The following is a 14813-nucleotide window of genomic DNA, read 5'->3' as shown; positions in this document are numbered from 1 at the left end:
TGTGTACGAATCCAGGAATCGAACAGGGTCCGGCAGCGGGGCGAGCATGCCGTCCGAGAGTGCGTTGGTCGCTGCAAGGATCGTGCCCGAGTGCACCCGAATGCTCATCAGCGCTCAGCGCTCAGACAACCTCGTCGCTTCAGCCCGAGAACTCGCCTCGGCGGGATTGGCTGGGAATCAGGCTCTTCTCATGAGAACGGTACGGCCGTCCCAGCGATCCTAGTTTTCGGAGGCTTTCGTTGGCATTACGTTGCGTTTGATGCGACCAAACGTAAACGAAATGAATGCGACCGTACGCGGGGGAGTCTCAAATCCTGACCGCCGATAATGTTCACTTATCGGTGGTCAGGATTTGCCACCCAACGTGCGCTTCCCTAAGCGACGACACGGATTTCGTTTCGTGTGAATACGTAGGAGCCAACGAAAGAAACGCTACGATTCCCTGGTGTCCAGCATTTGCAACTACCCGGGGTGTACCCGGCCCATTACGCGGGGCGGTGGCCCCGGACGCCCGTCGGAATACTGTGAGCACCCCGACCACACGCGATGGCGGGCATGGCGGGAAAGGCAACGGCTGCAACAGGAGTCGGAGGCACCCGCAGCTTCCGTCACTGTGACGACACAGGGTCCAGTCACCGTCGCTCGCGCGCGGGCCGACGAGCTGCTCGCCCAGTTCCGTGGCCTCGCCGAACAACTGAGCAACAACCTCACTGCGGCGGTGGTGGAACTGTCCACGCTGGCCGATCCCTCGATCGCCGAGGCGCAGGTGCAGGCAGTCCAGGCCGACGCCGCCCGCCGCATCGCGGAGGCCGAGGTCGCGACGGTGGCCGCCGAACAGGCGCGCCGGGAGGCAGGGGAAGCCCGCCGGATCGCGGAGTCCGCCGCCGACGACGCGGCCGCCGCGGCGGAACGCGCGGAAACATTGGTCGCCGAGGCGAACACCGTCCGCGACGACGCGTTGCGCGAGGTGGAGCGGGTGAGCAAGCAGGCCGCCGACGACGTCTTCGCCGCCCGCACCGACGCCGACGCCGAGATCCACGCGGTGCGGCGCGAAGCCACCGACGACATCGAACGCGCACGCCAGCAGGCAACGGAGGACGTGGACAAGGCGCGGCGCAAGGCTGCCGCAGAAATCGAGCAGGTGCGCAGAGAAGCCGCGCAGCAGGTCACCGCGGCGTGCGCCGAACGCGACCTCGCCGTGCAGCGCGCCGCCGACGCCGATCGCGCCATCGACCGCGCCGAACAAGCCACCGCCGAACGCGCCCAAGCCCTCGCTGAAGCTCGCGAGGAACTCGCCCGCCTGCGCGGCGAACTGGACGCCACCCGAGCCGAACTCGCCGACGTGCGCCGCACCGCCTCCGCGGAAGCGGCCGCCCAGCGCGCCGAATCGGCCGCGTCGCTCGAACAGGCGCGCGCCGAGGCCGCCGAACGCATCGCCGCCCTGGACGACGCGCGGACCCAAACGCTCGCCCGTGCCGAACGGGCCGAACGCCAGCTCGACGAGCTGCTCGCCGCCGCGCGAGTCCCGGCCACTACGGAACCAGTCGAGGCTTCCTGACCGGAAACCGAAGCACGGCCGATGATCCAGCCCGCGCGCTGCGCCTCGATGCGGGAGCTCTGCCGCCGGGCATCCCCACCGTCGCCGCGCCATGGCAGGGGGTTGGCAGCGAGGTGACGCGGTCGGTGCTGTTGTCGACGCACGCCTGATCGCCGGACCGCCTCCGCAAATACGGCAAACATCAGGCTAACCATACGGTCCGGTCATATCATGGTGCTATGCCCGGAAACGATGGTGCGGGGCGTGTGGAATCGCGGGTCCGCGGGGGACGGGAAACGATTCTGGTCGTGGGTGTCTGCTCCGTCGCCCTCGGCGTGCTGATCGCGATCTGGCCGGAGAAGTCCGTGCCGATCCTGGAGTTGCTGTTCGGCCTGTACCTGCTGGCCAACGGAGCGGCGCAGCTGTGGCTCGCGATCGGCGCGCGGTTCGCGCTGCCGCTGCGGGTGCTGGTACTCGTCAGCGGACTGCTCTCGGTGGTGTTGGCCGTATTGTGCCTGCGCGGCGGGAATTCGGTGCTGCTGCTCTCGATGTGGGTCGGGTTGAGCTGGACCATTCGCGGCATCACCCAGTCGACCGTCGCGGCATGGGACGACGAGCAGCTCTCCGAAAGTCTGCGGCACGAGCTGTTCGGGCTGTTCACGATGATCGTCGGCATCGTCGTGCTCGGCCTTCCGCTGGAGGAACTCAGCACCCTCGGCGTGGTCGTCGGCGGCTGCCTCGCGGTGCTCGGCGGGCTCGAGATCGCGCTGGTCGGCGGCGGTCGCGCCGGTCCGGCCCGGGTGCCGGACGCAACGCGAGTACCCGTGCCGCGCAGTTGAACTGGCGGGTCGTCCGCGCAACCGGTTCACTGTCTTTATGGCATCAACGGATCAGCGGCGTAGTTCGGCACGGCCATCGGTACCGGGTTCGATGCGGTCACCGGCGGAACTCATCGTCGTCACCCACGGGGCGGCGCGGCCCATCGGGCCGATCGCGTTGCGCGAGAACGACGCCGGGCGATCGCATCTGATGTCGTCGCTGCCCGGCGGCGCGCGGCTGTCCCCGATCTTCGGTCCGGCCCACCGGCTGCCAGGGCGGTTGCGCGGCACCGATCAGGAACCGGTCGCCGCGCAGTACCTGAACTACTTTGCCGTGCTCGGCGTCGCCGAGGATCTCGAAGCGGTTGCCGAACGGTTGCGGGAGAATGACGCGGTGGCCGGCGCCTACGTCAAACCGTCGGCGGAACCACCGATCGCGCCGCTGTCCACGGCGGTGCGATCCACGGTCGCCGCCCCGCCGGTGACGCCGGATTTCCAAGCCAGGCAGGGATATCTGGACGCCGCACCGGCCGGGATCGGCGCGCGCTGGGCGTGGACCCGGCCCGGCGGACGCGGAACGGGCGTGCGGGTGATCGATATCGAGGGCGCGTGGCGATTCACCCACGAGGACCTCACCCAGAACCAGGGCGGCGTGATCGGCGGCGAACCCTCCGCCGACGAAGGCTGGCGCAATCACGGCACCGCTGTCGCGGGCCAGATCAGCGGCGACGCCAACACATTCGGCATCACCGGCATCGCGCCGGAGGCCACCATTCGCGCCGTCTCGGTATTCGGCCCGGGGTCGGCGACGGCGATCCGCACCGCGGCCGACGCGTTGAGCCCGGGCGACATCATCCTCATCGAACTGCACCGGCCGGGGCCGCGCCGCAACTACGAGAGCCGCGTGGATCAGCTTGGCTACATCGCGATCGAATGGTGGCCCGACGACCTCGCCGCGATCCGCTACGCCACGGCGCGCGGCGTCATCGTGGTGGAAGCGGCGGGCAACGGCGGCGAGGACCTCGACGTCGCGCTGTACGACGCCCGCCCGAGCGGCTTCCCGGAGTCCTGGCGCAACCCCTTCCGCGGCGGCGCAGACGATTCCGGCGCGGTGCTGGTGGGCGCGGGCGCTCCGCCGCCGGGCACGCACGGCAGCGATCACGGTCCGGCGCGCTCGCGGCTGGCGTTCTCCAACTACGGGTCCCGCGTCGACGCGCACGGCTGGGGCCGGGAGGTGACCACCACCGGATACGGTGACCTGCAAGGCGGAACCGACGAAGACTACTGGTACACCGACGAATTCAGCGGGACCTCCAGCGCATCTCCGATTGTCGTCGGCGCATTGGCGTGCTACCTGGGGATCACGTCGACGAGTTTCGAGACGCGCGATCCGGCGCAGGTGCGCCGGCTGCTGCGGGCTACCGGGTCACCGCAGGCCGATGCCGTAGGGCGGCCCGCAACGCAGCGGATCGGGAATCTGCCCGACATCCGCGCCATGGTGGGGGAGCAGTAGCTCGTTCGCTCACCGAGACCCGCTCGCGCCCGGCGTGATCGAGCACGCCGGGCGCGGAGGCCGCGCGAATCACGACCGCCGATATCCGGTCCCCGCGGGTGTGTCGGCGAGTCCGCGCAATGCCTGCGGCAGAGGTCCCTGGTGCAGGACGCCGAGGCGTTGGGTGGCGCGGGTGAGCGCGACGTAGAGCTCGGCCGCCCCGCGCGGACCGTCGGCGAGGATCCGTTCCGGATCGACCACCAGGACGGCGTCGAACTCCAGGCCCTTGGTCTCCGCCGCCGCTACCGCACCGGGAACACCAGGCGGCCCGATCACGACGCTGGTGCCTTCGCGATCGGCTTCCGCACGGACGAATTCCTCGATAGCAGTGGGCAATTCGCCCGCACTGACCTCCCTGGACCACGGCTGGACGCCGCACGCGCGGACCGACTCCGGCGGCCTGACCTCGGGTGCGAACTCGGCGAGCAGCGCGGCGGCGACGGTCATGATCTCCGCCGGGGTGCGGTAGTTCACCGACAGCGACCGGTAGAGCCAGCGGCCCGGCACATACGGCTCGAGTATCGTGTCCCACGAGGTCGCTCCCGCCACCGACCGGCGTTGAGCGAGATCACCGACGACCGTGAAGGATCGGCCCGGACACCGCCGCATCAGCACCCGCCAGTCCATCTCCGACAGTTCCTGGGCCTCGTCGACGACGACATGCCGATAGGTCCAGTCCCGGTCCGCCGCAGCGCGTTCGGCGAGTTCACGAGTGTCGCGCTCGACGAAACGATCCGCGAGATCCTCGGCGTAGAGCATGTCCTGTGCGAACAGGTGATCCTCGTCGTCCATCATGTCCTCGCGGCTGACCAGGATGTCCAGCACACCTGCGGCGTATTCGGCCTCGTCCTTCCGCTCCCGCTCGGCGTCCCGATCGGCCGGTTCGTCCTTACCGAGCAGGTCTACCAGTTCGTCGAGCAGCGGCACGTCCGCCACCGTCCATGCCTCGCCGTCCGCGCGCCAGAGCGCCTCGTCGGCGCCTGCCGCTCGCAGCCGCTCGGCAGAGGTGTACAGCGAGGCCAGCAGGGTTTCCGGCGTCATGATCGGCCAGAGCTCATCGAGCGCGGCGGTGAACTTGTCGTCGCCTGCGAGTTCGGCGAGCAAGTCCGCCCGCAGCTGCTCCCATGCTTCGCGGTCCTTCCGCGTCAGCCAGCCATGGCCGATGCGGGCGATCGCCCGTTCGGTGAGCACCCAGGTGACGATCTCGGTGAACGCCGCGCGGGCCTCGTTGTGCGGCAGCCCGCTTCCGCGCGCCTCCTCCCTCGCCCACTGCGCGGTCTCGGTGTCGATCCGCACCGTGACGTCCGCCAGCGCGATCGGCACCGGTTGCTCCGGCAACCGCTGACGATCCGCGACCGCCGCCGCGAGCACGTCCAAGATTTTCAGCGAGCCCTTGAGCCGCGCGGCTTCCGGGGTGTCCTCCGCGGTGACGCGCAGACCAGGAACGAAGTCGCCGGTGGTCATGAAGACCACGTTGGACTCGCCCAGCGACGGCAGTACACGCCCGATGTGATTCAGGAACGCAGGGTTGGGCCCGACCACGAGCACACCGTTGCGTTCCATCTGCTGCCGCTGGGTGTAGAGCAGGTAGGCGACGCGATGCAGCGCCACCACGGTCTTCCCGGTGCCGGGGCCGCCCTCGATCACCACGACGCCCGGATGATCGAGCCGGATGATCTCGTCCTGTTCGGCCTGGATCGTCGCCACGATGTCGCGCATTCCCTCACCACGCGGCGCGTTGACCGCCGCGAGCAGGGCCGCATCCCCTCGCTCGCCACCATCGGGGCGGCCGAGCACCTCGTCGGTGAAATCGACGACGTGACGCCCGCGGGTGTGGAACTGGCGACGCCTGCGCATGTTCTCCGGGCTCGCGGCGGTGGCGATGTAGAACGCGCGCGACGCGGGCGCTCGCCAATCGAGCAACAAGGGTTCGTACTCGTTCGCCTCGTCGAAAATGCCGATCCTGCCGATGTACACCGGCTCGCCCGATAGAGCGTCCAACCGTCCGAAACACAGTCCGTTGTCCGCCACGTCCAGCCGCCTCGCCTCCTTGGCCAGCGCGCGCACCTCGAAATCCCGTTCCATGGGTGTCCCGCCGTTGCCCCGCAGCGCCGCGCTGTAGCGACCCTTCACCCGCGCGCGCTCGGCGTCGAGCCGCTTGTAGAGCCCGGCCACGTACTCGCGTTCGGACCGCAGTTCGTCTTCATATCCCTGAGTTGTCACACGCCCCTCACTCTCCCTGGCACGACGATCCCGTGCGGCCGCGCCGCCTCTCACTTCTCCCACTTCCGCAGGTTCCGACCTCGGCCAGCGATTGTGCGGCACGACCGGGGTCTTGCCGCAAGCCCCCCTGTGCGCTATATGTTGAAAATGGAAAGGAGTTGACGCTCCTCTTTCCATTCGGACGAACCACCTCTTGCTGATCGAGATCGAAGCACTCGATCGCCTCCGCGAACCAAAGAAGTCCTGACGCCGGACCACGCACGCGATGCTGCAGCGCGGCTCATCACGCGGCCGTGTGGGTCGTGTCGGCGTCGGCACCCCAATCGCTCGAGCCCGATCCAACCTGACGAGCAGGCACAGCCTGCTGGAGCTGACAGTCGAGTCTCGGCACCGGTCGTCAAACCGACTGCGCCGCAACCCGAACCACTGAAGCACTGATTGCTACAACCCGGTCCATCATGCGAGCAGGAGGCCCGTCGATCCGCGAATGCCGCATCGGCACAGGCGGTCTGGCTACGGCCACGTCGATCGGTGAACCGCGGCACAACATTCGATGGCGCACAGCCGATGTCGGATTGAACTCTGCGCGTTTGCCGTAGTCGCTCAGCGACCGGCTCCGTGACAGTGCGGCACCGGGCGCGGCAGCGTCTTTCACACGACGGAACGGGCGCTGACCTGCGACGCAACCGCCCGGCCGACACCGGTGCCGCACCAGCGAGATGCGTTCACCCACAGTCGAATCACCCTCGTTGGCAGGTTTGCGCGGTGTATCGGCTCGGCAGAAATGCCGGTATGGTTTCGGCGCGCGCGGTGAGGTGCCCGAATGCTGTCGCGAGATCCGATCCAGCTGTGACATCGAGGAGAACTGGTGGCTGTCGACACTGTCCGCGAAGAACAGGCGATGCGCCGGTTGACCGACAGTTTGGTCGAGAATTACACCGAGACCCACTCCGCCGAGCAGATCCACTCCGTGATCGGCTCGGCCCGGCAGCGCTTCGACGGCCGCCCGGTGCGGGAATTCGTGCCGATCCTCATCGAACGGATCGTGCGCAGGGAACTCGACCCCGAACCCGCCGAGACCCCGACCGAACGCATCACGACCGCGTCGGCGCAGACCGAAGGCCCGCGCCTCGACCTCGCCGCCCGGCTGCGGCAGTCCCCGCTGAACAGCAAGCGATCGCTCGCGCTGCTCGGCGGCGCGCTGGCCGTGGTGGCGCTGCTGGTGGTCGCGCTGGTGGCGCGACAGCCCGAGCCCGAGCCCGCGGCGATTCCCGGTTCCGGGCTCACCATCGTGCGCGGCGTCGTCGGGTCGGAGAAGATGGCGTTCTTCGAGGACCCCCGCGTCGTGCAGGCACTCGCCGAGCACGGGCTGAAGGCCGAGGTCGAGCCGGCGGGCTCGCGCCAGATTGCCTCGATCGACCTGGCGAACCACAGCTTCGCGTTCCCGTCCAGCGCGCCCGCCGCCGAGCGGATCCAGCGGGCTCGCAATATCGCCACCAAGTACACGCCGTTCGCTTCGCCGATGGCGATCGCCACCTTCCGGCCGATCGCGGACCTGCTGACCGCGGCGGGCGTGGTACGCCCCGGTCCCGTGCCGACTTTCGACATGGCCCGCTACCTCGACCTGGTGAGCCGCAACACCGAGTGGGCGCACCTACCTGGCAACACCGCCTACCCGGTGCGCAAGAACATCCTGGTCTCCACCACCGACCCGCGCACCTCCAACTCGGCCGCGATGTACCTGGCCATCGCCGGGTTCGTCGCCAACGACAACGCGGTGGTGCAGGGCGCGGAGGCCGAGCAGCGAGTGCTGCCGGTCGTCTCGCGGCTGTTCACGGGCCAGGGATACGCGGAGAACTCGAGCGCGGGCCCGTTCCAGGAGTACCTCACCGCCGGGATGGGCCCGACGCCGCTGGTGATGATCTACGAAGCCCAGTTCGTCGAGGCGGCCGTGCAGGGGCAGCTGAAGCCGGACATGGTGCTGACCTACCCGTCGCCGACCGTTCTCTCCACCCACACGCTGGTGCCGCTGGACGCTTCCGGCGACAAGTTGGGCCGGCTGCTGTCCACCAAGCCCGAGCTGCAGCGACTGGCCGCCGAGCACGGCTTCCGCACCGGTGACGCGGCGCAGTTCGCCCAGGTCGGTGCGCAGCACAAGGTGCCGGTGCCCGCCGATCTCATCGACGTCGTCGACCCGCCGACATTCGAGACCATGGAGCATCTGCTCGACGGGGTCACCCACTCGTATAACTGAAATGTTGCATTCGGCGCGGTAGCGACGATGATTCATTTGTAAACGGAAGTGTGACCGAGGGCCCGAGCGCGCAGCGCGCCAAGGATCGGCCCTGGCGAGTAGCCGGAACATGGGGTATCGAGTAGCCCGGCACTCGTGGCCGTGACCGGGTTTGGTGCCACTCTCCCACGAGGGACTGGAGAGAGGAGCTCCCATGTTCGGGATCCACACCCACGCGTACGAGCGTTCGAGCGCCGTGCCGGGCACGACCGGTACGCACGCCATGCTGGTGTTCGGCACCGGCGTCGACTGCTACCTGTCGCATATGCCGACATTCGAGGCGCCGCACAACTACCAGGCGCTGCTCGCCGTCGAGCTGGACGAGCACGGACGGCGCGCGCTGGGCGCCGACCTCAGAATCGGATACGAGGGGTTCCACACCTTCGAACCCGACTTCTTCCCGCTCGCCGAGCTCGACCCGCAGGGCGAGCGGCCGCGCATCGAACTGCGCGGCACCCTGTTCCGCGGTCACCTGGAACGCGGCGGTCCGATCATCGCGCGCGACGTCGTCGCCACCGTCCGCCGCGTCGTGTACTTCGCCGAACTCCAGCCGTATGTCGGCGAGGAGCTGCTCACGCATCTGTGCTTCGGGCGGCCGGGCCGGTTGTATCTCGCGCACCGCATCGCGCGGCGGCCCAGCTTCGATCAGATCGTGGCCGTGCGCCTGATCCCGGGCACGGTCACCGACATGCTCGGCAGGCGGCTGCCCGACGACGTGCGCGAGCTCGGTTTCGACACCGCGCAGCCGATCATCTTGGGACAGCGCGAATTCCACGGTCAGCGCCTGCGGACCGGGGAGATCGCGGTGGCGGCGTTCCGTGCGACACCGTCCATCGGCGGTTCACAGGGATTCCTCTCCGAGCTCGCCGTGGAACGCCAGATCTACCTGGAGGTCGCGGATCTCGGCTGACGCCGATCCGCGCACAGTCAATACGCCTGAGGTCGCGGCTCGCTCTGACTTCGACCATTTCGCGAATCGCCCTGAAGGAGGACGTGTTTCGGTCGTGGCGGCGGCTAGCGTCGGATCATGTCCGGTGCCACCGAATCCGTGCTGCCCGCCGCGACCACCGGACGGCGGATCGCGGAAATCGACATCCTGCGCGGCTTCGCGCTGTTCGGGATCCTGATCACCAATGTGACCGTCGCGACGGTGCTGTGGTCGTTCGACGGAACCGAGGACGACCTCCGGCAGCACTACCGGGGCACCGTCGACCACGTCGTCACCGGGCTCGTGGACGCGCTGTTCTCCGGACGGTTCTACCTGCTGTTCGCGTTCCTGTTCGGCTACTCCTTCACCTTGCAGATCGCGGCCGCGCAGCGGGCAGGCGCGTCGGCGAACGCACGGTTGCTGCGGCGTTGCGCGGCGTTGATGGCGATCGGGCTCGCGCACGTCTGCTTGCTCTGGATCGGCGACATCCTCACCCTGTACGCGCTGCTGTGCCTGATCCTGATCGCTCTGCGGAAGCTGCGGCCTCGCACGGCGCTGATCACCGGCGCGGTCCTGTATGTGCTGTGGTCTCTGTTGGCGTTCGTGCCAGGACCCGGCGGTGACGTGTACCAGGAGCTAGGAAGATTCATCGACCTGCCCGCACTGCACGCGGGCTACACCGGCGACTTCGCCGACACGCTCGACGTGCAACTATCCGTAGCGCCCAGCTTCCTGCTGCTCACCTGGATCGTGCAAGGGATGACCAGCCTCGGGCTTTTCCTGATCGGCATGGCGGCGGGCAAACGGGATCTGTTCGAGGATGGCGAGACACTCGATCGGTGGGCGCCGCGCGTGCTGGTCATCGGGCTGGCACTCGGTCTACCGATCTCGGCGGTGACGTTCGCGAATGCGGTCGACCTGCTGCACGCGCCGTGGTGGTGGATGGGCGTGCAGGAACTGGTGAACCCGGTGATGACCTTCGCCTACATCGCGGGCATCGTCCTGCTCGCCCGCGCGCCGCGCACCACGCGAGCCATCGGCAGGCTGGCGGCCGCGGGCCGGATGGCGGCATCGAACTACATCGGCCAGTCGATCGTGCTGATGGTGCTCTACACCGGCTACGGCTTCGCGCTCGCCGACAAGGTGCCGCCCGCCGGGGTGATCGGGCTCGCCCTGCTCACCTATGCGGCGCAACTCGCGCTGAGCGCGTGGTGGTTGCGCGACCACCGATACGGACCGGTGGAATGGGTGCTGCGGGCGGTCACCTATGTACGCGTTCCGCCGTGGCGCAATTCGGATCGCGTACCCGCGAAAGTGGGTTGACGCCAGGCGGATTCGCCACTATGGCGCGGATCGGGAGCGAACAGCGGTGCAGTCAGTCACCGCGGTCCGGTCGGCCCGCCTGTCGCGCCAACGCTGTCTCGACGATTCCGCCGGTGACGGCCTTGACGAGATAGTGAGTCGAATCGTGTGGCATGGAGCCGTTGTCGAGCGCCGCGGCGGTCACCGGGACGACGGTGGTGCCGGGTGCGGGCGGGAAGAACGGCGCAAGGTCGAGGTGGGCGGCGACCAGGTCGTCGCGGTCGACCAGATTGTCCCAGCCGGCCACCGCACTCGGCACCGAGACCGGCTGGGGCCGCAGGCGGTCGTACACGACGGTGCGCAAGCCCAGCGGTGAGCCCATGGTCAGCAACGCGACCTTCTGCTCGCAGCGATGCAGCGCCTCGTAAGCGACGACCGAACCGAGCGAGTGACCGACGACCAGGCGAGTATCCGGGCCGATGTGCGCGAGCACCTGATCCTGGGCGTATTGCCGGACGGCGTCGTCGGTGAAGTAGCGGGCGACCTGGGAAAGCGCGCGCCACACGAACTTCTCGGCGAGCCCGATGCCGAACGGCGCGAACCAGCGCAGCCGAACCAGACCGTTGAGCGCAGGACGCATCGCGGCTCTGGCGCCCTGCGCGTGCGCATCCGACGGAACCGCGGTCAATTGCTGGGCGGTGCGTCGATCCTTCTCGTCGCTCGCATGCTCGGCCGCCGTGGTCAGCCACTGCTCGGCAAGCAGCTCCATCAGTTCGAGTTGGGTCTCGTCCACCTGACCTGGCCCGGCACCCTGGGCGCCCTTTGTCAGAAACCGGTCGCCATAGAACGCCATGCGAGTGCTCACCTCGCCCGGTACTCCGTTGCGCCATAATCGATCAGCCAGTTCCGGGTTCCCGTGGTTGCGCACCCCACCGGCAAGGCCGGGTAGCCATTTCGCCTCCAGCGTGTCCGCCGACTCCTGCTCCTGCGCGATGCCGTGAACCAGGACGATGGTTGCCACGTGCGGTTCCCTTCGACGTCGGTACATGATTGCGCCCCCGCGACGCTCACAGGAAAGTGTGACCCATGGCAGATCGAGTGGCCCTCGTTATCGGGTCGGAAAGCAAGAAGTTCGGACACCTCGGCTTCACCGGCGAACTCGCCACGGCACTCTATTCGACCTTGACCACCGACGGCGGGTGGCTGCCGCTCAACGAGGGTCCGGTGCTCGACCCGACGACAGTCGAGCTCAAGCGCCTCGTGAAGGCGGCCTTCCGGCACGCCGACGACCTGCGGGCCACGTTGCTGATCACATTCATCGGCCACGGCTTCACCACCGGTGACGACGACTTCTATCTGCTGGCCAGCGATTCGGAGCAGCCAATGGACTCCGATGCCGGCCTGCATCTCGTCAATGTGGTCGCCGAACAGCTGAGCCTGACCCAGGCGCTGGACGGGCTTGTGGTGCTCGTGGACGCCTGCGAGGCGGGGACCGGGGCTCTGGGTGCAGGCAACCGCTGGGTGCGGATCATGGAGAAGGCCGCGGGGCGATTGGAGCTGCTGGTGGCCTCGGATCGTGGCAACGCCTACGACGGCTGCTTCACCCGAACCTTGTTACGTACCTTCGACTCCGGCCTCGACACCAGCGGCACCAACCTGCTGTGTGGCGACCTGACCCCTGCGATCAACGCGGCCTGTCAATGGCAGACACCGCGCCACCTGTCCTTCAACGGTGCCCAAGTGGAGCGGGGCGATCTCGGACTGTGGCTGGTGCCGAATCGGGCCCGGCGTCGCGACGCGGTAACTGGCAGACCTGCCTCGGGTTTGGTGGATCACCTGCTGTATTCGGTGTCGCCGACCACGGCCGTCCAGGAGTGTCTCGCGGCGATGGTCGAATCCGCAGGGGACCGCTTGCAGGCGCTGGTCGGTCCGGCGGGTTCGGGCAAGTCCACCATCATGGCGCTCCTGCTGCGCCCGGCACTGGTGCCTGCGCTGGGCGGACTGAGCCCCGAATTCGTCACCGCCGCAGTATTTCTCGATCTGACTAGCTCGATCGAGACGGTGATCGCCGAGTTCACGGCGCAATTGGACGCCAGATTCGGCGCCGAATTCCGTTCTGCCCGCGATGGAGTGCTCGAAGCGGTGACCGACCACGAACGGTTCAGCGAGTTCGAGATCGCTATTGTTCGTCCGCTGCAACAACTTCGAGCACCCGGCCGACGTATCCGGCTGCTCGTCGACGGACTCGATCAACCAGAAGAGGCAGGCCGCGATAGCATCGTCGCCGCGGTGGCCACACTCAGCATCGACGAACGGCTTCCCCATGTCCGGGTCATCGTCGGCGTCCGCTCCGGGACCGGCGCGGACACCCGCTCCGAACTCGCCCACGCGCGGGTCTTCCCGGTGCGGCCGCCGTCGCTACCGGAGGTGCTCGCCGGATTCACCGGCGCCGATAGGGACCTGCCTTCCGGTATGGCCGCCGCGCTGGCCGGGCTCGCCGATAATGCGACAGGCGGCTGGCTGATACCCCGGCTCGTCGCCGAGATCGACTGGGCCCTGGATCCGGACCAGGCGATGAACCTCAACGGCTTGGTAGAGCGTCGTTTCCACACCACCGCCCGCCGTCCCGCGCACGCGGCCGTGTCCGGGCCTCTGATGGCGCTGCTCGTAGCGGTGGGCGTCGGACCGGTCGCACCGCTGCGGCTACTCGCCGACGCGCTGCGCACGCTCGGCGCACGGACACCGCTGCCCCGTCTGCACAGTGTCATCGTCGATCTCGGCATCCTGGTCGCTCGGGGGCACCCGGGCCAGCAGGACGAGAAGGTCGGCCTGGCGCATCTGGCATTCACTCAGCCGCTGGTGACCGCCGTCGGCGGGACCGAAGTGGTGCGAACGGCCCATTCGGTGCTCGCGAATCTACTCTTCCCCGCTACTGGGCAGGAGCCCGCACACGAACCCGACATCCACGCCTACGCGCTCGCGGCAGCACCGCGACACCTTCTGGCAAGCGGAAACCCCGCGCGTGCACTGGAATTCCTCGATCACCTCGACACACGAAGGCGGCCGCTCGACAACCGCGAATCGTGGACCGGATGGCTGACCACCTTCGAAGAAGCGCTGCCTCCTGACGACACCTATCTTCTTGCGGCCAGGTCGCGGCTTGCGAACTGGACCGGGCAGGCAGGCGACCCCCATGCCGCCAGGGACATGTTCGCCTCGCTCGCTGAGTATTGCGCGAGCGTTTTCGGACGAGAGCACCGGGAGACCATCGCCGCGCGACAACAGCTCGCCGGCTGGATCGGCCAGCTCGGCGACGCGGAGCAGGCCGTCGCAATCCTGACCGAACTGCTGCCGTTGCAGGTGCGGATCACCCATCCCGAGCATCGCGATGTAGTCAAGATACGAGCCGATCTGGGTTTCTGGACCGGGCAAACCGGTGACATCGTCGGCGCGCGCGACCAGTACACGGAATTCTTGCCACTGCTCGAACGGGTGCTGGGACCAACGCAGGTCGATGTAGTGCGCGCGCGTGACCAGTATGCGCGGTGGGTCGGCGAGGCCGGTGACCCGGCTGCGGCATTACGGATATCCACCGAGTTGGTGCCCGTCTTCGTCGAAGTGCTCGGACCTGACCATTCGGAAACCTTGTGGGCCGAGCTCAACCTGGCTTGGTGGATGGGCAGCTGTGGTGACCTCTCCGGTGCCGTCGAACTCAACCGTGCGGTGGCGGCGGATCGGGAAAGAATCTCCGGCGCCGAACATCCCGCTACGCTGGTGACCAAAGCGAATCTGGCCTACTGGCTCGGGAAGAGCGGAGAGTACGCGGCGGCACGCGACCTGTGCGCGCAGCTGCTGCCGATCCGTCTGCGGCTCTACGGTGACGAGAACTTACTCGAGACGCATATCCTCCAGGAGAACCTGGCCGACTTCACCGGTCGCGCCGGTGACCCCGCAGGGGCGCGGGACCGCTACGCCGAACTGCTCAGCGAGCTCGGACGGTGGCCGGAATCCGACCACCCCGACCATCCGAGCACGGCGAAAGTGCGTACGGCACTTGCCTTCTGGACCGAGGCCGCCACCGGAAAGTGATCGGTCCTCATCGGTCATGGTCCTGCCTATCGACCCGTTATCTCCCTTGCCGAATCACGTCGGTTATCAGG

9 protein-coding genes are annotated in these 14813 nt (G+C 68.0%); 7 read left to right on the top strand and 2 right to left on the bottom strand.

Annotated features, from left to right (window positions below; all coding sequences use genetic code 11):
* Window positions 1-613 precede the first annotated feature (613 nt).
* The 3 genes from AB0H50_RS24535 (at window position 614) to AB0H50_RS24525 (ending at window position 3868) form a co-directional block, all read left to right on the top strand.
* Entirely contained in the window at window positions 614-1558 is a 945-nt protein-coding gene (locus AB0H50_RS24535) for a hypothetical protein (RefSeq protein ID WP_357456767.1), read from the top strand.
* Between the two features lie 218 nt (window positions 1559-1776).
* The gene (locus AB0H50_RS24530; protein WP_357456765.1) at window positions 1777-2376 is read left to right on the top strand and encodes a DUF308 domain-containing protein; all 600 of its coding nucleotides are present in this window, start codon (window positions 1777-1779) and stop codon (window positions 2374-2376) included.
* Window positions 2377-2467: 91 nt separating this feature from the next.
* Window positions 2468-3868 carry a S8 family peptidase gene (locus AB0H50_RS24525; protein WP_357456763.1) on the top strand — a complete coding sequence of 467 codons (1401 nt, stop codon included), beginning with the start codon at window positions 2468-2470 and terminating at the stop codon, window positions 3866-3868.
* Window positions 3869-3937: 69 nt separating this feature from the next.
* On the opposite strand, the gene helR is transcribed toward AB0H50_RS24525, so the two are convergent.
* Entirely contained in the window at window positions 3938-6130 is a 2193-nt protein-coding gene (gene helR / locus AB0H50_RS24520; RefSeq protein WP_357456761.1) for an RNA polymerase recycling motor ATPase HelR, read from the bottom strand.
* A gap of 868 nt (window positions 6131-6998) precedes the next feature.
* On the opposite strand from helR, the gene AB0H50_RS24515 reads away from it, so the two are divergent.
* The 3 genes from AB0H50_RS24515 to AB0H50_RS24505 all read left to right on the top strand — a co-directional run bounded on the left by AB0H50_RS24515 (window position 6999) and on the right by AB0H50_RS24505 (window position 10674).
* Window positions 6999-8384, top strand: coding sequence for a three-helix bundle dimerization domain-containing protein (locus AB0H50_RS24515; protein ID WP_357456759.1), 1386 nt, complete (start codon window positions 6999-7001; stop codon window positions 8382-8384).
* Window positions 8385-8577: 193 nt separating this feature from the next.
* Window positions 8578-9333: a hypothetical protein gene (locus AB0H50_RS24510; RefSeq protein WP_357456758.1), complete on the top strand. Its 756-nt coding sequence runs from the start codon at window positions 8578-8580 to the stop codon at window positions 9331-9333.
* 117 nt (window positions 9334-9450) lie between these two features.
* Entirely contained in the window at window positions 9451-10674 is a 1224-nt protein-coding gene (locus AB0H50_RS24505; protein WP_357456756.1) for a DUF418 domain-containing protein, read from the top strand.
* A 52-nt stretch (window positions 10675-10726) separates the two neighbouring features.
* Here the strand turns inward: AB0H50_RS24505 and AB0H50_RS24500 are convergent, their stop codons facing one another.
* Entirely contained in the window at window positions 10727-11674 is a 948-nt protein-coding gene (locus AB0H50_RS24500) for a hypothetical protein (RefSeq protein WP_357456754.1), read from the bottom strand.
* A 65-nt stretch (window positions 11675-11739) separates the two neighbouring features.
* On the opposite strand from AB0H50_RS24500, the gene AB0H50_RS24495 reads away from it, so the two are divergent.
* The gene (locus tag AB0H50_RS24495; RefSeq protein ID WP_357456753.1) at window positions 11740-14742 is read left to right on the top strand and encodes a tetratricopeptide repeat protein; all 3003 of its coding nucleotides are present in this window, start codon (window positions 11740-11742) and stop codon (window positions 14740-14742) included.
* Window positions 14743-14813 lie beyond the last annotated feature (71 nt).

Source organism: Nocardia sp. NPDC050793, assembly GCF_040654065.1.
Taxonomy (GTDB): Bacteria; Actinomycetota; Actinomycetes; order Mycobacteriales; family Mycobacteriaceae; genus Nocardia.
Note: the sequence above shows the minus strand (reverse complement) of the source record. Positions and strands in the feature narration are given on the sequence as shown.

What these genes read in the sequence shown, in the direction of transcription:
- AB0H50_RS24530 (WP_357456765.1), top strand. Translation starts at nt 1,777, where the DNA reads ATGCCCGGAAACGATGGTGCGGGGCGTGTGGAATCGCGGGTCCGCGGG.
- AB0H50_RS24525 (WP_357456763.1), top strand. Translation starts at nt 2,468, where the DNA reads ATGCGGTCACCGGCGGAACTCATCGTCGTCACCCACGGGGCGGCGCGG.
- AB0H50_RS24510 (WP_357456758.1), top strand. Translation starts at nt 8,578, where the DNA reads ATGTTCGGGATCCACACCCACGCGTACGAGCGTTCGAGCGCCGTGCCG.
- AB0H50_RS24505 (WP_357456756.1), top strand. Translation starts at nt 9,451, where the DNA reads ATGTCCGGTGCCACCGAATCCGTGCTGCCCGCCGCGACCACCGGACGG.
- AB0H50_RS24495 (WP_357456753.1), top strand. Translation starts at nt 11,740, where the DNA reads ATGGCAGATCGAGTGGCCCTCGTTATCGGGTCGGAAAGCAAGAAGTTC.